Source organism: Arthrobacter sp. H14 (assembly GCF_000520495.1).
In the GTDB taxonomy this organism is placed as follows: Bacteria; Actinomycetota; Actinomycetes; order Actinomycetales; family Micrococcaceae; genus Arthrobacter_C.
The window spans coordinates 21,820-39,538 of the sequence record NZ_KI914635.1; the positions used below are offsets into that span (position 1 = coordinate 21,820).

17 protein-coding genes are annotated in these 17,719 nt (G+C 61.9%); 12 read left to right on the forward strand and 5 right to left on the reverse strand.

Annotation, left to right across the window (positions count from 1 at the left end):
- The first annotated feature begins 48 nt into the window (after positions 1-48).
- From Y707_RS0104985 to Y707_RS0105005, 5 genes are all read left to right on the forward strand, one after another.
- The gene (locus Y707_RS0104985; protein ID WP_026534255.1) at positions 49-669 is read left to right on the forward strand and encodes a GNAT family N-acetyltransferase; all 621 of its coding nucleotides are present in this window, start codon (positions 49-51) and stop codon (positions 667-669) included.
- Positions 666-2,573 carry an IucA/IucC family protein gene (locus Y707_RS0104990; RefSeq protein WP_081744623.1) on the forward strand — a complete coding sequence of 636 codons (1,908 nt, stop codon included), beginning with the start codon at positions 666-668 and terminating at the stop codon, positions 2,571-2,573. Before Y707_RS0104985 ends, Y707_RS0104990 begins: the two co-directional genes overlap by 4 nt.
- Before the next feature lie 110 nt (positions 2,574-2,683).
- Positions 2,684-3,007, forward strand: coding sequence for a glycosyltransferase family protein (locus tag Y707_RS23605; RefSeq protein WP_035780395.1), 324 nt, complete (start codon positions 2,684-2,686; stop codon positions 3,005-3,007).
- A 134-nt stretch (positions 3,008-3,141) separates the two neighbouring features.
- Complete coding sequence (locus tag Y707_RS0105000) at positions 3,142-3,387, forward strand: type II toxin-antitoxin system Phd/YefM family antitoxin (protein WP_026534257.1); 246 nt, start codon at positions 3,142-3,144, stop codon at positions 3,385-3,387.
- Positions 3,384-3,833: a type II toxin-antitoxin system VapC family toxin gene (locus Y707_RS0105005; RefSeq protein WP_051441664.1), complete on the forward strand. Its 450-nt coding sequence runs from the start codon at positions 3,384-3,386 to the stop codon at positions 3,831-3,833. Before Y707_RS0105000 ends, Y707_RS0105005 begins: the two co-directional genes overlap by 4 nt.
- Here the strand turns inward: Y707_RS0105005 and Y707_RS0105010 are convergent.
- The gene (locus Y707_RS0105010; RefSeq protein ID WP_026534259.1) at positions 3,817-5,154 is read right to left on the reverse strand and encodes a GntP family permease; all 1,338 of its coding nucleotides are present in this window, start codon (positions 5,152-5,154) and stop codon (positions 3,817-3,819) included. The two genes, Y707_RS0105005 and Y707_RS0105010, sit on opposite strands and share 17 nt — an antisense overlap.
- A 143-nt stretch (positions 5,155-5,297) precedes the next feature.
- Here Y707_RS0105010 and Y707_RS23610 point away from each other — a divergent pair, with 143 nt between their 5' ends.
- The 5 genes from Y707_RS23610 to Y707_RS0105035 all read left to right on the forward strand — a co-directional run bounded on the left by Y707_RS23610 (position 5,298) and on the right by Y707_RS0105035 (position 10,871).
- Positions 5,298-6,944, forward strand: coding sequence for a sensor histidine kinase (locus tag Y707_RS23610; RefSeq protein ID WP_155852738.1), 1,647 nt, complete (start codon positions 5,298-5,300; stop codon positions 6,942-6,944).
- Positions 6,941-7,654, forward strand: a complete 714-nt coding sequence (locus tag Y707_RS0105020) for a response regulator (protein WP_026534260.1) — start codon at positions 6,941-6,943, stop codon at positions 7,652-7,654. The genes Y707_RS23610 and Y707_RS0105020 overlap by 4 nt, the downstream gene beginning before the upstream one ends.
- A gap of 206 nt (positions 7,655-7,860) precedes the next feature.
- Positions 7,861-9,078 carry a formaldehyde dehydrogenase, glutathione-independent gene (fdhA, locus tag Y707_RS0105025; protein ID WP_026534261.1) on the forward strand — a complete coding sequence of 406 codons (1,218 nt, stop codon included), beginning with the start codon at positions 7,861-7,863 and terminating at the stop codon, positions 9,076-9,078.
- A gap of 306 nt (positions 9,079-9,384) precedes the next feature.
- Positions 9,385-10,368, forward strand: coding sequence for an MsnO8 family LLM class oxidoreductase (locus Y707_RS0105030; RefSeq protein ID WP_081744624.1), 984 nt, complete (start codon positions 9,385-9,387; stop codon positions 10,366-10,368).
- Positions 10,369-10,451: 83 nt separating this feature from the next.
- Positions 10,452-10,871 carry a very short patch repair endonuclease gene (locus Y707_RS0105035; RefSeq protein ID WP_035780397.1) on the forward strand — a complete coding sequence of 140 codons (420 nt, stop codon included), beginning with the start codon at positions 10,452-10,454 and terminating at the stop codon, positions 10,869-10,871.
- A 32-nt stretch (positions 10,872-10,903) separates the two neighbouring features.
- Here the strand turns inward: Y707_RS0105035 and Y707_RS28810 are convergent, their stop codons facing one another.
- Positions 10,904-11,659: a DUF4190 domain-containing protein gene (locus Y707_RS28810; RefSeq protein WP_026534264.1), complete on the reverse strand. Its 756-nt coding sequence runs from the start codon at positions 11,657-11,659 to the stop codon at positions 10,904-10,906.
- A gap of 191 nt (positions 11,660-11,850) precedes the next feature.
- Here Y707_RS28810 and Y707_RS0105045 point away from each other — a divergent pair, with 191 nt between their 5' ends.
- Positions 11,851-12,519 carry an AIM24 family protein gene (locus tag Y707_RS0105045; RefSeq protein WP_026534265.1) on the forward strand — a complete coding sequence of 223 codons (669 nt, stop codon included), beginning with the start codon at positions 11,851-11,853 and terminating at the stop codon, positions 12,517-12,519.
- A 64-nt stretch (positions 12,520-12,583) separates the two neighbouring features.
- Here Y707_RS0105045 and Y707_RS0105050 read toward each other — a convergent pair whose 3' ends face one another.
- From Y707_RS0105050 to Y707_RS0105060, 3 genes are all read right to left on the reverse strand, one after another.
- Positions 12,584-14,272, reverse strand: a complete 1,689-nt coding sequence (locus Y707_RS0105050; RefSeq protein WP_051441665.1) for a thiamine pyrophosphate-binding protein — start codon at positions 14,270-14,272, stop codon at positions 12,584-12,586.
- Positions 14,269-15,309: an agmatinase gene (speB, locus tag Y707_RS23620; RefSeq protein ID WP_051441672.1), complete on the reverse strand. Its 1,041-nt coding sequence runs from the start codon at positions 15,307-15,309 to the stop codon at positions 14,269-14,271. The genes Y707_RS0105050 and speB overlap by 4 nt, the downstream gene beginning before the upstream one ends.
- Before the next feature lie 77 nt (positions 15,310-15,386).
- Positions 15,387-15,962 carry a helix-turn-helix domain-containing protein gene (locus tag Y707_RS0105060; protein WP_026534267.1) on the reverse strand — a complete coding sequence of 192 codons (576 nt, stop codon included), beginning with the start codon at positions 15,960-15,962 and terminating at the stop codon, positions 15,387-15,389.
- A 340-nt stretch (positions 15,963-16,302) separates the two neighbouring features.
- Between Y707_RS0105060 and Y707_RS23625 the strand changes: the two genes are divergently transcribed.
- Positions 16,303-17,719: sodium:solute symporter family protein (locus tag Y707_RS23625; protein ID WP_081744625.1), on the forward strand; the 1,417-nt coding region annotated here is incomplete at its 3' end.

Below are 17,719 nucleotides of genomic sequence, written 5' to 3' on the forward strand. Positions count from 1 at the left end.
CCTGCCGGAAGGGCACGAACTGGCCGGTGCAGTGGCGGAGGTGCCGCAATGAATTTCGCCTTCATTCCCGTCGATCCAGCCCGGCATTCAACCCTGCTGCATGGCTGGATGATCCAGGAGTATGCGCGGTTCTGGGGCATGGCTTCGGCCACCGTCGACGACGTCGAGCAGGAGCACTCCCGTATCGACGCCGACCCGCATCACGAGGCCTGGCTCGGGCTCGACGCTCCGCAGCTCGATGACTCCGCCGCGGATGCTGGGCCGGGGAACGGTACGGAGATGCCCCACCTCAGCGGGAATCCCGAACCGGCTTTCCTGATGGAACGCTACGCCCCCGGACACTCCCCCCTCCGCGACCACTATGCAGTCCAGATTGGCGACGTCGGCATGCACCTGCTGGTTGCTCCGGCCACCACTCCGCGCCCCGGCTATACGACGGCTGTCTTCACCGCCGTCCTGAACTTCCTGTTCGCCGATCCTGACGTGAACCGCATCGTCGTCGAACCCGACGTCGGCAATACGAAAATCCAGGCGCTGAATGCCCGCATGGGGTTCGAAAAGGACCGCGTTATCCACGTCGATGGCAAGGACGCCTGGCTGTCTTTCTGCACCCGCCAACAATTCGCCGCCGCCGTTCCGGCCGGCGTTCCCGAAGGAGCACATCTATGACCGCGACGACCACCATGGTCCCCACCTACACCATGTCCCCCGCGACCACCATGGCTTCAACCGCCATTCTGACCTCCCACCTCACTCCCGCACGCTGGGCCGCGGCCAACCGGCATCTGGTCCGCAAGGCCATCGCAGAGTTTTCGCATGAGCGGCTTCTGGCGCCGAAAGCCTTGGATAGCGGCGTTTACCACCTGGAATCCGACGACGGCGGCACCGAGTACCGCTTTTCCGCCCGCCTCCTGAAGCTCGACCATTGGAGCATCGACGCCGCCAGCATCACGCGCACCATCGAAGGGCAGGAGCACCCGTTGGACGCCTTGGAGTTCATCATGGAATTCCGGCTTTCGCTTGGCATTCCCGGCGACATGCTGCCGGTCTATCTTGAGGAAATCAGCAGCACACTGGCCGGATATGCCTACAAGAACGCGGCTGGCCCGGCCGGCTCCGGCGCCCCGCTCAGCTCCAACAAACTCGCAGCCGGCATCACCGGCGAGTCGTACCCGGCGGAGGATTTCCAGGCCATCGAACGATCCATGACCGAAGGCCACCCGTGCTTCGTCGCAAACAATGGCAGGCTCGGCTTCGGGATCGGCGACTACCATGCCTATGCCCCCGAAACGGGAGCACCGGTCCAACTGCACTGGTTGGCCGTTCACCGGGACAACGCGGTTTTCAGTTCGACGCCGTTGCTTTCGTACCGCAAGCATCTCGAGTCGGAGCTTGGAACGGAGATGCTGTCGGCTTTCGACGCCATGCTCGAAGATCTGGGCCTCGCTCCGTCCGACTACCTCTTTATGCCGGTCCATCCGTGGCAGTGGGAGAACAAACTGGCAGTGACCTTCGCCGCGGAATTGGCTCAGCGGCGGATCGTCCACCTCGGCACCGGCGACGACACCTACCAGGCGCAGCAATCCATCCGCACCTTCTTCAACCGCAACCGGCCCGACGCCAGCTACATCAAAACCGCCCTGTCGGTCCTCAACATGGGGTTCATGCGCGGTCTCTCCCCCGAGTACATGCGCGCCACTCCGGCGATCAACGACTGGGTGCACAACCTGGTCCACTCCGACGACACATTGCAGCATCACGGCTTCAGCATTCTGCGCGAGACCGCCGCCGTGGGGTACCACAATCACTATTACGAAGCCACGGCGGAGAGCGGATCCCCCTACCGGAAGATGCTTTCGGCGCTGTGGAGGGAGAGTCCGCTACCCTCACTCGAATCTGGGCAGCAGCTCGCGACGATGGCCTCGCTCCTGCACCGCGACGCCGCCGGCGACTCTTTCGTGTCGGCGCTGATTGACCGGTCCGGAATGGATGCTGCCGACTGGTTGCGGCAGTATCTGGACGCGTACCTCGTTCCGCTGCTGCACTGCTTCTACCGCCATGAACTCGTCTACATGCCGCACGGCGAGAACCTGATTCTGGTACTGCGGGATGGCATCCCGGAACGCGCCATCATGAAAGACATCGGTGAGGAAATCGCCTTCTTCGGCGATGCATCCACGCTGCCCGGCGACGTCGCCAGGATCCGGGTCGAGGTGCCCGACGGAGAGAAAATTCTGTCCATCTTCACGGATGTCTTCGACTGCTTCTTCCGTTTCCTGGCGGCAACACTGGACGAGGACGGCCGTTTGGAGGAGAAGGACTTCTGGCGGACGGTCGCCGCCGTCGTCGTCGATTATCAAGGGCAGCACCCGGAATTGGCCGAAGCCTTTGCCAAATACGACCTGTTCGCAGACGAATTCGAGTTGTCCTGCCTGAACCGGCTTCAGTTGCGCAATAACCAGCAGATGGTGGATCTGGCGGGCCCCTCCGGTGCTCTGCAGAAATCCGGTGTCCTGGGCAATCCAGTAGCCGGGTTCAGCGGCCGGCGGCGGAGCAAAACGGCCGCGGCCTGACATGTTTAAGACCCATGGATGCGGAACGTAGACACCCCGCAGGGGCTCCTATAGGCTGACAGCGCTGACAGCAGTCAGTGATCGCTCATTCGCATCACCAGGGGAAAACTATGACCAACAATCCATACGGCACGCCACAATCAGTCCCGCAGCATCCCGGCTACCACCAGTCGTTCCAGCAAGAGCAGTCCCGCCAATACATGGAAGGCTCCAAGCACGCCCAGACCTCGCTCGTTTTCGGCATCATCGGGCTGTTCTTCCTGGGCATCGTTTTTGGCCCGCTGGCCATCGTCCAGGCGAAGAAAGCCGAGGCCCTCAACGTGCCATCATCGGCTGGCAAAATCCTTGGCTGGATCGACGTCGTCTTCGGCATTCTGAGCATCATCATCTTCATGGTCCTGATTGGGACCATGGGCATGAGCATGGCGCCGTAGAACCACACGTCGAAAAGGGGCTGTCCTCCCTCCCGGAGGACAGCCCCTTTTCGTTACTGACTACACCTTCCCGAGCCCCCGGAAAATAGTCAGAATTTGTCTATACTGGTCAGATAAAGCCTGAGAGGTGCAGCATGAAGGAATGGCAGACGCAGGAAGCCAAGGCGAAGTTCAGTGAAGTTATCGCGTGTGCCCTCACTGATGGCCCACAGTCGATAACACGGCATGGAAGGGATCTTGCAGTAGTCCTCAGCCGGGAAGACTACGACCGGCTCCGTAGCTCCAAGGGGTCCATGGTCGATTACCTCCTAAGTGCCGACGTCGACGTCGAACTCGATCTGGCGCGCGACAGTGACCACGGGCGGGACATCGCTCTGTGAAAGGACATGCGGGAGATGCCCCATCCCGTGGATACCTGCTGGATACCAATGTCGTGTCCGAGGCCCGGAAGCCGCGCCCGCACCCTTCGGTACAGGAATTTCTCATCTCGGTCAGCGATTCCCATACTTATATCTCGGTGCTGACCATCGGTGAACTCCGCAAAGGAATTTCAAAGCTTGGTGCTGATCCACGAGCCCATGACATTTCACTCTGGGTTGACGGTCTCATCGAGCAGTATGCCGATAACATCCTTGGCGTCGATAGTGGCATCGCCACCCTGTGGGGCCAACTGAGCGCCGACCGTTCCAGACCCATGACGGACACCCTCCTGGCCGCCACAGCGATACACCATCAACTAACCTTCGTGACCCGTAACATAGCCGACTTCCGGGGACTGTCAATCCGCATAGTCAATCCGTGGGAATCGATCAGAGAGCCAGGCTGAGGCCGAGCACGCAGAGCAACGAGACGACAGAGGCGATCGAGGTGATGATCGTGCAGACCTTCAGGGTCCCCTGCGTGGAAAGGTTCAGCAGTTTCTGCGTCATCCAGAAGAAGTTGCTGTTCACGTGCAGTGCGAACAGAGCACCGGAACCGGCGGCCAGGGCAATGAGCAGTGGCGAGACACCGATCTGGCCCATAACGGGAGCCAGGATACCCGCCGCAGTAATCGCAGCGACCGAGGTGGAACCGATAGCCGCGTGCAGAATCACGGCGATCAGCCATGCCAGAATCAGGGGTGAGAGTGCGTTGACCGAGAAGTAGCCGGCAAGGATGTCCTCGAGTCCACTCTCGCTGATAACGGCGCCGAGGGCTCCACCCAATCCTGTGATGACCAGAATCGGACCTCCATCACGGAGCGCTTTATCCAACGCCTTGTTGATAACGTCGTTGCCCAGCGACCGCCACGCAATGAAGTACGCGAACAACAGTCCGAGGAGAAGCGCCACCATCGGATGACCCAGGAATGCAATGACTCCGGTTTCAATCCCCGCCGCCGCCGCGATGCCTCCCATGGCGATGAGAGCGACGGAGATCAGCAGTGGCAACAGGAGAACTGGCAGCGGGAGTCGCGGCTGCTGCTCATCATCGCGTTCCACGATTACATCGTCGGTGGCTGCGGGAATCTCGTCTTTTTCCGCGTTCCACAGTCCACGCTTCAAGAGCCACCGGTAGACGAAAATGCTGACGAAAGCCGTCGGCAGCGCAACAACCAGTCCCCAGAGGAGCATCTGGCTCAGCGGCACATCCAGCAGACCTGCAACGGCCAGCGCTCCTGCGCCCGGCACGACCAGGACGAGTCCCAGCTCAGAGCCGAGCACCAGAGCCGCAGCCATCGAGGGCGTGCCGTTTCGCTGGATCCGAGGGGCAATCTTGTTACCCAGCGGAGCGGTGAGAACCAGCAGCACATCGGTGTAAATGGCTGGAAAAACGCTGCTCATCGACATGCCGAATACGTACGGTGATCGTTCCGCTCCGAACACTCTAAGGAGTGCAGAGGTAAGTCTTTCCAACGCGCCGACGGCTGATAGGAGGGAGCCCAGCAGCACGCCGAAGACGATCAACAGCCCGATATCCGCCATGATTTCGCCGAATCCGGCAGAGACAGTTTCGGCTGTATTGAGGAAACCTAATCCGGTTGCGACACCCAAATACAAGGCGCCGATGGTGATCGCGAGGATCTCGTGCATTTTGATGCCGAGAATCAACCCGACGATAATCAGGATGGAGATGGCGGTATGGATCAATATCAATGTGTCACTCAACGTGCGTCCTTACGTCCGGAATCCGGCAGGGTTGGCCTTACTACTTCAGCCACCATGTTGCTTGAATCAGTGACGACCATCACGCTTGAGTTCATAATGTTCATGGCGCAACAGAAGCGCCCTCATGAGAACGGACCTTTTTCTTGCATTCCTGGAGTATCGCCCGCCGGTTTTTCGCTGGACAGTTGATCTTCGTCCTGTGCCTGACCGCCGGTGTCGCCTGGGCGATGTACGAGGATGCCGAACGCCAGCAGTACGCCGAATCCACCGGCCGCATGCACGCCATTTCCAGCACTTTGGCGAACGACCCGTACGTCATAGCCGCGGTTCAAACTGAGGATCCGAGCAAGGCCCTGCAGCCATACGCGCGCACAATAATGGACGAGACCAGAGCGGATTTCGTGACCATCATGGCTCCGGACCGCACCCGGTTTACCCACCGCAACAGGGCGGAAATCGGCGGCGACTATATCGGCTCGACCAGCCAGGCCCTGTCCGGAAAAACGTATACGGAAACCTATACCGGAACACTTGGCCCATCCGTGCGGACCATCGCACCCGTCCTGGACGACAATGGCGAGGTGATCGCGATGGTTTCCTCCGGCGTCACCATCGCGAATGTCAGCGAGGCACTTCAGGAACAGCTGCCGTTCCTGATCCTGACCGCGGCCGGCACCCTTGCCCTGGGCAGCTTGGTGTCATGGTGGATCAGCCGGCGGCTCCAGCGTCTGACTCTCGGACAGGGGCCGGAGAATCTGTCCCAAATGTATGTCTTCTACGATTCAGTGTTGCATTCTGTCCGTGAAGGAATGGTCCTCGTCAACGCCTCAGGCGAACTGGTGCTCTACAACGATCAGGCGGCTGCCCTGCTGAACCTGCCGCCGTCGGGCCGTGACCATTCGACGCCCGTGGCTGACCTGACGCTTCCGCCCTCGCTGCGGGAGTTGTTGTTGAGCGGGCGCCGCGCCGGCGATGAGTTGCACCTGACGAATGACCGCGTCCTGGTGGTTAATCAGGAGCCCGCCATTCCACCCGGAAATCCCCGTGCGCCACGCAACAGTATGGGGACGGTGACGACGCTGCGCGATCACACCGAAATCCAGGAGTTGACCGGTGAACTTCAGTCGATGAGAACGGTGACGGACGCCCTGAAGGCGCAGACGCATGAGCACTCCAACCGGCTGCACACCATCGTCTCCCTGATCGGGCTGGGCAGAAGTGACGACGCCGCGGAGTTCGCAGCAGCCGACCTGCAGCAGTCCCAGCAACTGACGGACAACGTCGTCGGCTCCGTCGACGAGCCGTATCTTGCTGCGCTGCTTGTAGGCAAGGCCGCCCAGGCCAACGAACGCGGAATCAGGCTGGAAATCAACTCCGATAGCGGGTTGGGGATCGAAACATTGAATCCCGGGGACCTGGTAACGATCATGGGAAACCTGCTCGACAACGCCTTCGACGCCGTAGCTGCCGTTGACGATCCGCTGATCACCGTGAGCATCTCTGCCGCAGGACCACAGCTGCAGATACGTGTCTGGAACAACGGCACTGGGCTGGACATGGACCGGATCGAGCGGATTTTCGACCTCGGATTCAGCACTAAGTCAACCGATGGACGGGGCATCGGATTGGCCTTGGTCAGGCAGGCCTGCAACCGTCTCGGTGGAGAGGTAAAAGCGCAAAATTACGACGACGGCGCACTCTTCAGTGTGCGCTTGCCCCGCACCGCCGGCCCGGACAATGCCGCTCCCGCCCGGAATGCCCTGCCTGTTACGGGAGAAGGTTCGGTATGAGCCATATCCGGGTACTCGTGGTGGAGGACGATCCAATTGCTGCCGCCGCGCACGCCAACTACGTCGGGCGGGTGGAGGGTTTCGAATTGGCCGGAACCGCCGGCACCGGCGCCGAGGCGCTCGGACTGATGGGGGCATCGGTCAAGCCGCAGGGAGGAGCGGATGGCGCCGGGGCCATCGACCTGGTCCTGTTGGATATGAATCTGCCCGACATCCACGGTCTGGACATTATCCGCCGGATCCGTGGCGCTGGCCTGCCAATGGGAATCATCGCCGTCACGGCTGTCCGCGAACTGCCGGTCGTCCAGAAAGCGGTGAGTGCCGGCGTCGCGCAGTACTTAATAAAACCGTTTACGTACGCCACCTTCAGCGAAAAACTCCTGCAGTTCAGGCAGTTCCACGACAATCTGACCCGGCAGGCCTCGACGACCAACCAGTCCGAGGTGGACAAGACCCTGGCAGCATTGCGCACTCCCGGCACGGTGGACTTGCCCAAAGGGATGTCGGAACCGACCCTGGCGGCCGTCGTCGAACTCTTGCAAAGAGACTCACGGCCAATTTCCGCCAGCGAAGTCGTTACCGAACTCGGCATATCCCGCGTGACGGCGCGCAGATATCTGGAGCACCTGGCGGACGACCGCTCGGCGATCCGGGCTCCCCGCTATGGGACTCCGGGACGTCCCGAATACGAATACCGTTGGCGCTGGTAGGAGCGCGCTCCCCCGACGGCGTTGCTAGGAGCGCGCTCCCGGGTGAGGATGCAACGTTAATGCAACCTTCGACGTCGTACGCTGGTCTTGAGCCTTTACCCGCCCCGGGATACGGCGCGCCTCCCCCGGAACGGGATCAGGCCTGTGTCTTTCGGTGCAGGGTTCCGCCATCCCGACGGGATCCACCGGGGAAAGGGAGGAAACAAATGTCAGGGAACAAAGCAGTTGCCTACAAGGGGAAGGGAAAAGTCGAGGTCATCGACATCGACTATCCCAGTTTCGAACTCAAGGACGGACCGGGGGTACATCCGGACAACGTGGGCCGCCAGGTCCATCACGGCGTGATCCTCAAGACCGTCACCACGAATATTTGCGGTTCCGACCAACACATGGTCCGGGGCCGTACGACTGCACCGGAGAATCTGGTGCTGGGCCACGAAATCACCGGAGAAGTGGTCGAAGTCGGCCGGGATGTGGAATTCATCAAGGAAGGCGACATCTGCTCGGTTCCGTTCAACATCTCCTGCGGGCGGTGCAAGAACTGCAAGGAACGCAAGACGGGGATTTGCCTGAATGTGAACCCGGAACGGCCGGGCAGTGCGTACGGCTACGTTGACATGGGCGGCTGGGTCGGCGGGCAGGCCGAGTACGTGTTGGTGCCTTATGCGGACTGGAACCTGCTGAAGTTCCCGGACCGGGACCAGTCGTTGGAGAAGATCATGGACCTGACCATGCTCTCCGACATCTTCCCGACCGGATTCCACGGCGCGTACAGTGCCGGCGTCGGACCCGGATCCTCGGTATATATTGCCGGAGCCGGACCGGTTGGCCTTGCCGCCGCCGTTGGGGCAAAACTGCTCGGAGCAGGCGTCATTATTGTGGCAGACCTGAACGAGGACCGACTCAAGCAGGCGCGCAGTTTCGGCTGCGAGACCGTGGATGTTTCGAAGGGCGATCCGAAGGACCAGATCGAGCAAATCCTCGGTACACCGGAAGTGGACTGCGGCGTTGACGCGGTTGGTTTCGAAGCGCGTGGGCACGGTGAAGGATCCAAGACGGAAGCGCCGGCGACGGTGCTCAATTCGCTGATGGAAGTCACTTCTGCCGGTGGCGGGCTCGGCATTCCGGGACTCTACGTCACGGGTGATCCAGGTGGCATCGACGAGGCCGCCCAAAAGGGTTCGCTGTCACTGAACCTCGGGCTTGGCTGGGCGAAGTCGCTGTCGTTCGTGACCGGGCAGTGTCCGGTGATGAAGTACAACCGCGGACTGATGCAGGCGATTCTGGCCGGCAAGGTCAACATTGCCGACGCCGTCAATGCCAAGGCAATCGGGCTGGAGGATGCGCCGAGAGGTTATGAGGAGTTCGATGCCGGCGCAGCCACCAAGTACGTGCTCAATCCAAACGGGTACGTAGCCGCCTAGCGGCACCCTGCCCTCCCCTGGGGAGCGAGCAAGCTGTGGCGCGGCACCGTGGGGGTTGTCGCGTCACTTGCTTGTCGGCAGGTAGTCCGTCGCAAAAGTGATTGCAATGATTGCACGATCCCTAGAATCCGCCCCGCCGTGATTGCAGTGCAATCACTTTTGAAAACGATTATCTTCGGGTGCCGCCGGCGTCTCACCGGCGCTTTCATCTCGTCGGCATACCGTCTACACACCTCATTGTCGGCATCCCGCCGGCGCATCATCCTGGTGATGGAATATTGGCTCTGCTGAACTGTTACACCGGATATGCCGTCGCCGAAGATTCCGCTCTCCATTCTCGACAGAGCCAACGCCAGGGAAAACGAGACTGAAGTTGAGTCGCTCGGCACCACGATCCAGCGTGCTCAGAGAGCGGAAGAGCTTGGTTACCGGCGCTTTTGGGTGGCAGAGCACCACGGAGTTCCAGGAATTACCGGTTCAGCGCCGACCGTCCTGATGGCGGCCCTCGCGGCCAGGACTGATCACATCCGGATCGGCTCCGGCGGCGTCATGCTTCCCAACCATCAGCCGCTGATTGTTGCCGAACAGATTTCAACCCTGGAGGCGTTGTACCCCGGGCGGATTGACCTGGGCATCGGACGGTCGGTTGGCTTCACTTCCGGGGTGCGGAACGCCCTGCGCCAGGATAAAGAAGCCGCCGACCGGTTCGAAGAAGATCTCGCTGAACTCATTGCCTTCCTGTCCGGAACAGCTTCCATCACCGCCCGGCCACGCAATCATTCGCGGACACCCTTGTTTGTGCTTGCCACCGGAAAGGGTATCGACATTGCGGCCCGCGCCGGCCTTGCCGTGGTCCTTGGTGGACCCGCGCTCTTTCGAGAGGACGGCAGTGGTGGCCATGCAGGCCTAACCCGGTACCGTCAGAGCTTCCAGCCGTCAGGCTGGTATGAGGAACCTTATGTGATCGCGTCGGTGAACGTCGCCGTCGCCGACTCGACCGATGCTGCCAGGGAACTGCTGCTGCCGGAGGCTTGGGCGTTGGCCCGCTCACGCACGCGGGGCGAGTTTCCGGCTCTGGAACCGGCGGACAATATCGACGGCGACAAGCCGACCGACCGGGAACGATCCCTCGTTGACGACAACCTGGCCTCATCGATCTACGGCACAGCACAAGAGGTGGCCGATCAGTTGGAGAATTTGATCCGCTTCACGGGCGCCGACGAGTTGCTGGTGACTGGCGGCGCCTTCGATACGGCGGCCCAGGACGCCAGGCTGATCGAGCTGCTCTAGAAGTTTGGAAGCCGTCGAGTGCGGCTAAGTCGACTGCGGTTAAGTCGCATGCGGATAAGCCCAGTGGCGATAAAATGGAGCCGATGACCGATTCGCTCACGCCGGAACACCGCAGCTGGAACATGTCCAGAATCCGGGGCAAAAACACCAAGCCGGAACTGACCGTCCGGCGGATGATTCACGGCGCGGGCTACCGCTACCGGCTGCATGGAAAGAACCTTCCCGGCAAGCCGGACCTGGTATTCGCCGGCCGCCGCAAGGTGATTTTCGTCCATGGCTGCTTCTGGCATTCACACACCTGCCGCGTTGGCGAGCGGGCGCCGAAGCAGAACGCTGAATTCTGGTCGGCGAAGCGGCTACGCACCTTCGAACGCGACGCCAGTCAAATCGAGCAGCTACGCGCGTCGGGGTGGGAGCCGCTGGTGATTTGGGAGTGTGAGTTAAAGGATCAGCCGGGGCTGCTCAATAGGGTCAATGACTTCCTCACGATGGCCGAAAAGTAGGCTCGCACTCTGGCGGCCTCCCGCCGTCGTCGCTAATTTCCTGACTGGCCGAAGTCTATTCCCAGGCAGACGGCGGTGGCACCCGCACCCGAGGCGCTGTTTTCCGAGACCGTTTCACCATTGACGACGACCTTGCAGCTGACCGTCGCTGAACCGTCCGACGAATCGGCAGCCCGGACCGTCAGCGCACTCAAGGGCGGGCCAGTGAAAGTGATTTCCTCGCTCCAGTCCCCCGGAATCTGTTCGGTCGTATCACCGTCGCCGTCGAAGTACTCCACCGAAGCTTCGCCGCTGGTGGTGGCGCTGTACTCGACCACGCGCTTTTCAGATGCGGACTCAACGCCGGCGCCGATCAGCATGATGGACACGATGGTGACAATCACTGCGAGAATGGCGCCGATCGCACCGAGGACTATGCCCGTGATCGCCATACCCCGGCCGGGCTTGCCCTTCTTGAGCGCGATGATGCCGATGACGACGGCGGCGATTCCGCCAATGATGCTAATAAAACCGATGAACGGGATCAGACACAGAACAATGGCGACAATTCCCAGGACCATGGCGGTGATGGCCATGCCTTTGCCCGGTTGCGGACCGCGCTGGCTGGGATACTGCTGGTGGCCAGGACCGCCGTAGGCCTGCTGCTCATAAGGGTCCGGCCGGGCGTACGGATTGTTGTGTGCCCCGTGCTGCGGTTGCTGCTGGCCATAACCATACTGATTCCCGGCCGTCTGCGGGGCGGAATTGTCGTCGTCGGACGGGTTGTGGCCTGGATACTGGTTGGACATGACGCTCCCTCATGAGTTGCGATTGCCGCGATACACCAGGTGCGGCCCGGTACTTCAATCGTAACGAGGGTAGGTCCGTGAGTCCTACGTCTTCAGGACGATACTGACCCTGACTTTTTCCTGAATGGCTGCCTGTGCCGCCGGCCGGCGTGCCAGACTATGAGCAACATTCATCGTGGAGGGGCGGGGTCATGCGCAGTGCACTTTTCAGCGAACAGAACCAGGAAATGCAGACGAACGAGCGGTGGGCTCTGCAGTCGCCGCGGATGCTGCGGGCGGTGCTGGGCGAGGACATGATTGCCACCAAAGGCGCGATGGTCGCATTCCAGGGGCAGATCCATTTCCATCATGAGGGGTCAGGCAGCATCGGCAAGCTGGTGAAGAAGATGCTGACCAGCGAGGACGCGCCGATGATGCGGGTGTCCGGGCAGGGCGAGGTCTTTTTTGCGCGGCAGGCCAACAATATCTTCCTGATGCAGCTCGAGGGCGACTCGATTTCCGTTGCGAGCAAGAACCTGCTGGCGATGGACACCACGATTAACTGGGACATCCGGCGGGTCCAGGGTGCGGGCATGGTCAGTGGTGGCGTATTCAACCTGCTGCTGCAGGGCCAGGGAACAGTCGCGATCTGCTGCGAGGGCGAACCGCTCATTCTGGATTGCAGCCAGCAGCCGACGTTCGTGGATGCGCAGGCGGTGGTTTGCTGGTCGGGGAATCTTGCCCCGCAGGTACACAGTTCCATGAACATGCGTTCGATGCTGCGTGGCGGGTCGGGTGAGGCATTCCAGTTGGCGTTCCACGGGCCGGGCTTCGTCGTCGTCCAGCCCAGTGAAGGCAAACCGGTTCCCCAGCAGTCATGATGGAGACGGTTCGGCCGGGGAGACATCCCACGGCTACGTCTGATTGAGGCGTGGGTCCGCGCGACTAGAGGTGGGTCGGCTCGAACATCTTCAATAAGGCCTCGACGACGACGACGTTGGGCCCGTCAGCGGCGAATGACTCCTCGAGCGCTTCCTTGATGCCTTCGGGAGCGACCTTCCGTGCCGGCACACCGAATGCTTGGGCGAGCGCGACGAAGTCGGGCCGGCTCAGTTCGGTCGCGGTGGCCTGCCCGAAGGCGCCTTCCATGTATTCGCGCAGAATGCCGTAGCCGCCGTCGTCGACAATCAGCCAGGTGACCGGTGCGTTGTGCTGCTTCGCGGTCGCGAGTTCGGAGATGGAGTACATCGCGGAACCGTCGCCGGATACGGCCAGGACGCGTTCGTCGAGTCCGACGGAGCCGCCGATTCCGGACGGGTAGCCGTAGCCGAGGCCGCCTGCTCCTTGCGCGGAGTGGAACTGGCCGCCGCGGGCATCCCAGCAGGACCAGCCCCAGTACGCGGCAATCGTCATGTCCCAGAAGGTCTGCATGCCAGATGGAACAGCGTCACGGATGTCCGTCATGAACTTCCGCTCCATGGACAGATCCTGCGCGTCGAGCCGGCCGGTGATCTTCCGGAGGGTTTCGACGACGACGTCTTCGGCGGACTTGCCGTGCCAGCTGTCGGCTCGCTGCGACGGAGCCGGAACGGGCAGCGCCTCCGCGAGCGCGGTGAGAGCGAGGCCGGCGTCGGCGTGGATGCCGAGCGCTGGATGGTTCGATTCGAGGACCCGCCACTCGGCGTCTATCTGGATCATCTGTCCGCGTGGGGCCAGCGTGAAGTAGTTGGAGGTGACTTCGCCCAGCGACGTTCCGATCACGAGCAGGACGTCGGCGTCCTCCATCACCTCGGTGGCGTAGCGGTCCTCGGCCCAGCTCTGCAGCGACAACTCATGGTCACGGGGGAAGGCGCCGTTGCCACCGGGCGAGGAAAGGACCGGTGCGCGGAGTTTCTCGGCGACCTGGAGCAGCGCCGCCTCGGCATTGCCCCGGCGGACGCCGCCGCCGGCAATGATCGCCGGCCTTTCGGCTTCGGCGAGCTGCTTGGCGGCAGCTTCAATCAGTTCCGCGCGGGCGGGCACCGGAGCAGGCGCTCCGGCGACGTCGCGGACGGCGGGAATCCGGTGTTCGGCAAGCAGGATGTCCTGCGGGATTTCCAACCAGACCGGGCCCATCGGAGCGGTCAGCGCTTCCGCCCAGGCTGCGGCGATCGCCGACGGGATGGCGGAGGGATGCTGGATGAGCCGCTGGCTCTTGCTAACGTTCGCGGCCGACGCCTTCTGATCATCCAGCTGGTGCAGCATGCCCTTCCGGCGGGCGCCGAGTCCTTCGGAAGGGATCTGCGACGAGATGACGACCATCGGAACGGCCGAAGCGTACGCTTCCTGCAGCCCGGACAGGGACGTCAGTGCTCCCGGTCCTGTGGAGAGGAAGACGACGCCTGGCTTGCCCGTCGCGCGGGCGTAACCATCGGCGGCGAAGGCAGCGTTGTTCTCCACGCGGGAGGACACGAAGTGCAGGTTGCCGCGGCCCATCGCATCGAACAGCCCCAGCGCGTGCTGGCCCGGTATGCCGAAAACTGTGCTGGCACCTAGAGCGGTGAGGGTTTCGACGACGAGATCGCCGCCGTTGCGCTCGGCCGGTGCGTCGGCCGGATCCGCAACTGCTGACTGGGAAATCGAAGCCTCACTCATACGAGGTCCTCCTGCTGGCGCGCCGCCGCGATGTCGACCCTGCCGCCGTCGTTCCCCGCCTGCTCCTGATCCGAAGCCCCCAAGGCCATCAAGGAAACCAGATCGTAGGCGACGTGGGACGCGGCGATGCCTGTGATTTCTGCGTGGTCGTAGGCCGGGGCAACTTCGACGACGTCGGCTCCAATGAGGTTGAGTCCGCGGAAGCCGCGCAGGATTTCGAGCAGTTCGCGGCTGGTCATCCCGCCGGCTTCCGGGGTTCCGGTGCCCGGTGCATGCGCCGGATCAAGCACGTCAATGTCGACTGAAATGTACAGCGGACGGTTTCCGATCCGGTCGCGAAGCCTGGCCACGACTTCGTCCACGCCCTGCCGGAACACGTCGGCCGAGGTCAGGATGCCGAAACCGAAACGCCGGTCATCCTCGAGGTCCTTCACCCCATACAACGGGCCGCGGGTGCCGACATGCGAAAGCGCCTCGGTGTCGATGATGCCCTCTTCGAAGGCGCGGCGGAACGGGGTGCCGTGCGTGTATTCGGCGCCGAAGTAGGTGTCCCAGGTGTCGAGGTGGGCGTCGAAGTGCAGCAGCGCCACCGGTCCGTGTCGTTCGGCCGCGGCGCGCAACAGAGGCAGCGCGATTGTGTGGTCACCACCGATCGTGACGAGCTTGCCGCCGTCGGAGGTTAAATCCAGGGCGGCCGCCTTCACGGTGTCCAGTGCCTCTTCGATGTTGAACGGGTTGACCGCGATGTCGCCGGCGTCGGCCACCTGCACATTCTCGAATGGCGAGACGTCCAGAGCAGGGTTGTATGGGCGGAGCAGGCGTGACGATTCGCGGACATGATTGGGGCCAAAACGCGCGCCGGGCCGGTAGGAAACTCCGGTGTCAAAGGGGACGCCGACGACGGAAACATCCGCCTTTCCGACCTCGTCCAGCCGCGGCAGCCGGGCATAGGTCGCTGGACCTGCATAGCGCGGCACCCGGGATGAATCGATGGGTCCCACGTTGCCGTTCGGGGCGGTAATGCGCATATCAGTCATGAGGTCCTCTTCGTTGAAGGTCCGTGTCTCTTTCGGCAATGCTACGTCAATGTTTTCTGTCACGCATCAAAAGTTGTTCAACGTTTACCGCCCGGCACCAGCGTCCAGATCACGACGACCTCGTCGTCGGTGTCATTGGACCAGCTGTGCGGTTCACGTCCTGGGAATGTCATGGTGTCGCCGGGGCCAAGGTCGTAGGACTCGTGCGTCATAATCAAGGTCAACCGGCCGCTGACCACATGCAGCACGTCCACCTCGCAGTCGACGCTGTACAACTCGGATTCGCCCTTACCGTGTGGCGCGATGACGGCGCGGATCATCTGGATACGGTGCTCCGACCGGACGGTCAGCAACTTCTCCGCAATACCCTCGCCGCCCAGGCTGATCCGCGGCGCGGTCTCGAGCCGGACTAGGTTGGTCTCTGGCGCCAGGAAAAGGTCTCCAATCGAAACCGAGAGCACTTCACACAAGGTGACCAGCGAAGCGACCGACGGCGAGGTCAGATCGCGTTCGATCCGGCTCAGAAAGCCCTTGGTAAGTCCGGTGGAATCCGCCACCTGCTCGATCGTCATCCGTTGGGACTGGCGCGCGGCTCTGATCCGCGAGCCAATCGCCACCTGAGCATGGCTGGGTTCTACCGGAAGGGCTTTCATTCTCTCTCCAAATATCCTCGATGCGGACGCGGCGCCTCTCCCCCGGGCGTTCCACCGGCGAACCGGCGGCATGTAATCCACGTCACAAAGAGCCTACCGGAAAACGATTGTTGCATCGCATGCAATGGCTGCCGCTCGAATACAGCTCGATAACGATTGACTGTTGTACACGTCACAGCCTACGCTTAAGAAAACATAAGTTGTCATACAGGCAATTTTACTTTCAAACCATATCAACGACGACGGCGTCCCGCCCCTTCCGTACTGGGTGCCGTCTAACCACCGCACCGGAGGCCCAGTGGACCTGAACGTCATCATCGTCATCTTGTATTTGCTCGCCATGCTCGCGTTTGGCTGGTGGGGCAAGCGCAGGACCAAGAATGCCAGCGATTACCTGGTCGCCGGCCGGCGGCTTGGGCCGTTCCTGTACACCGGAACCATGTCCGCACTGGTGCTCGGCGGTGCTTCCACGGTCGGCGGCGTCGCCCTCGGTTTCGAGTTCGGCATTTCCGGGATGTGGCTCGTGCTCGCCATCGCCTGCGGCGTGCTGGCCATCAGCCTCTTCTTCGCCGGCACCATCCAGAAACTGAAGATCTTCACGGTTTCCCAGATGCTGACCCTGCGTTATGGCGCGCGTTCCACCGAGACGTCCTCCATGGTGATGCTCGGCTACACCCTGATGCTTTCGGTCACGTCCACCACCGCGTACGCGACCATCTTCACGGTGCTGTTCGACATCGATCGGTTCTGGGGCGTGCTGATTGGCGGCGGCATTGTCGTGATCTACTCCTCGATCGGTGGAATGTGGTCCATCACGCTGGCCGATATTGTCCAGTTCGGCCTGATGACGATCGGCCTCTTCGCGCTGATGCTGCCCTTCACCTGGAACGCAGCCGGCGGTTACCAGGGAATAGTCGACCGCCTTGGCCAGACCGCCTTCGACCCAGCCGCCATCGGCATGCAGACCATCATCACCTTCTTCGTGATCTACACGTTGGGACTGCTGATCGGACAGGACATCTGGCAGCGCGTCTTCACCGCCCGCTCTCCGCGCATTGCCCGCTGGGGTGGCGCCGCAGCCGGTGTTTACTGCATGCTCTACGGTGTCGCCGGTGCCTTGATCGGAACCGCTGCCGCATCCTTTATGACCGGGATTGAGAACAGCGACGCCGTATACGCCGCCGTTGCCCAGAACATCCTGCCGGTTGGCCTCGGCGGCATCGTCCTCGCAGCGGGTGTGGCAGCCATGATGTCCACCGCTTCCGGTGCACTGATCGCCTCCGCCACGGTGGCCCGCGCCGACGTCGTTCCGCTGGTAGCGAGCTGGTTCGGCCGGAAGCCTTCCGAGGACTACACCAAGCAGGATCACGAGTCCGATGTGCGCGGAAACCGCTGGTTCGTGTTGGGACTCGGCATCGTCGTCGTACTTCTAGCCGCAGTGATTGAAGACGTCGTGACCGCCCTGACGATCGCCTACGACATTCTGGTGGGCGGCTTGCTGGTGGCCATTCTTGGCGGATTGTTCTGGAAGCGCGGTACCGGGTATGGCGCCGCGGCATCCATGGCGGCCGGTGTTGTCACGACGCTTGTCACCATGGTGATCGTTGGCGATGTGCTGGCCAACGAGCCGATCTACTTCGGACTCGGCGCATCCCTGGTCGTCTACTTCGTGGTTTCGTTGATCACCAAGCCCACGCCAAAGCCGATCATGGCCGCATGGGAGCGGCGGGTCGCCGGGCAGTACACCGATGAGGAAG

Excerpts from the sequence above, each read along its gene's own strand:
- Y707_RS0104985 (WP_026534255.1), top strand. The coding sequence starts at position 49 with ATGAATTTCGCCTTCATTCCCGTCGATCCAGCCCGGCATTCAACCCTG.
- Y707_RS0104990 (WP_081744623.1), top strand. The coding sequence starts at position 666 with ATGACCGCGACGACCACCATGGTCCCCACCTACACCATGTCCCCCGCG.
- Y707_RS23605 (WP_035780395.1), top strand. The coding sequence starts at position 2,684 with ATGACCAACAATCCATACGGCACGCCACAATCAGTCCCGCAGCATCCC.
- Y707_RS0105000 (WP_026534257.1), top strand. The coding sequence starts at position 3,142 with ATGAAGGAATGGCAGACGCAGGAAGCCAAGGCGAAGTTCAGTGAAGTT.
- Y707_RS0105020 (WP_026534260.1), top strand. The coding sequence starts at position 6,941 with ATGAGCCATATCCGGGTACTCGTGGTGGAGGACGATCCAATTGCTGCC.
- fdhA (WP_026534261.1), top strand. The coding sequence starts at position 7,861 with ATGTCAGGGAACAAAGCAGTTGCCTACAAGGGGAAGGGAAAAGTCGAG.
- Y707_RS0105030 (WP_081744624.1), top strand. The coding sequence starts at position 9,385 with ATGCCGTCGCCGAAGATTCCGCTCTCCATTCTCGACAGAGCCAACGCC.
- Y707_RS0105035 (WP_035780397.1), top strand. The coding sequence starts at position 10,452 with ATGACCGATTCGCTCACGCCGGAACACCGCAGCTGGAACATGTCCAGA.
- Y707_RS28810 (WP_026534264.1), bottom strand. The coding sequence starts at position 11,659 with ATGTCCAACCAGTATCCAGGCCACAACCCGTCCGACGACGACAATTCC.
- Y707_RS0105045 (WP_026534265.1), top strand. The coding sequence starts at position 11,851 with ATGCGCAGTGCACTTTTCAGCGAACAGAACCAGGAAATGCAGACGAAC.
- Y707_RS0105050 (WP_051441665.1), bottom strand. The coding sequence starts at position 14,272 with ATGAGTGAGGCTTCGATTTCCCAGTCAGCAGTTGCGGATCCGGCCGAC.
- speB (WP_051441672.1), bottom strand. The coding sequence starts at position 15,309 with ATGACTGATATGCGCATTACCGCCCCGAACGGCAACGTGGGACCCATC.
- Y707_RS0105060 (WP_026534267.1), bottom strand. The coding sequence starts at position 15,962 with ATGAAAGCCCTTCCGGTAGAACCCAGCCATGCTCAGGTGGCGATTGGC.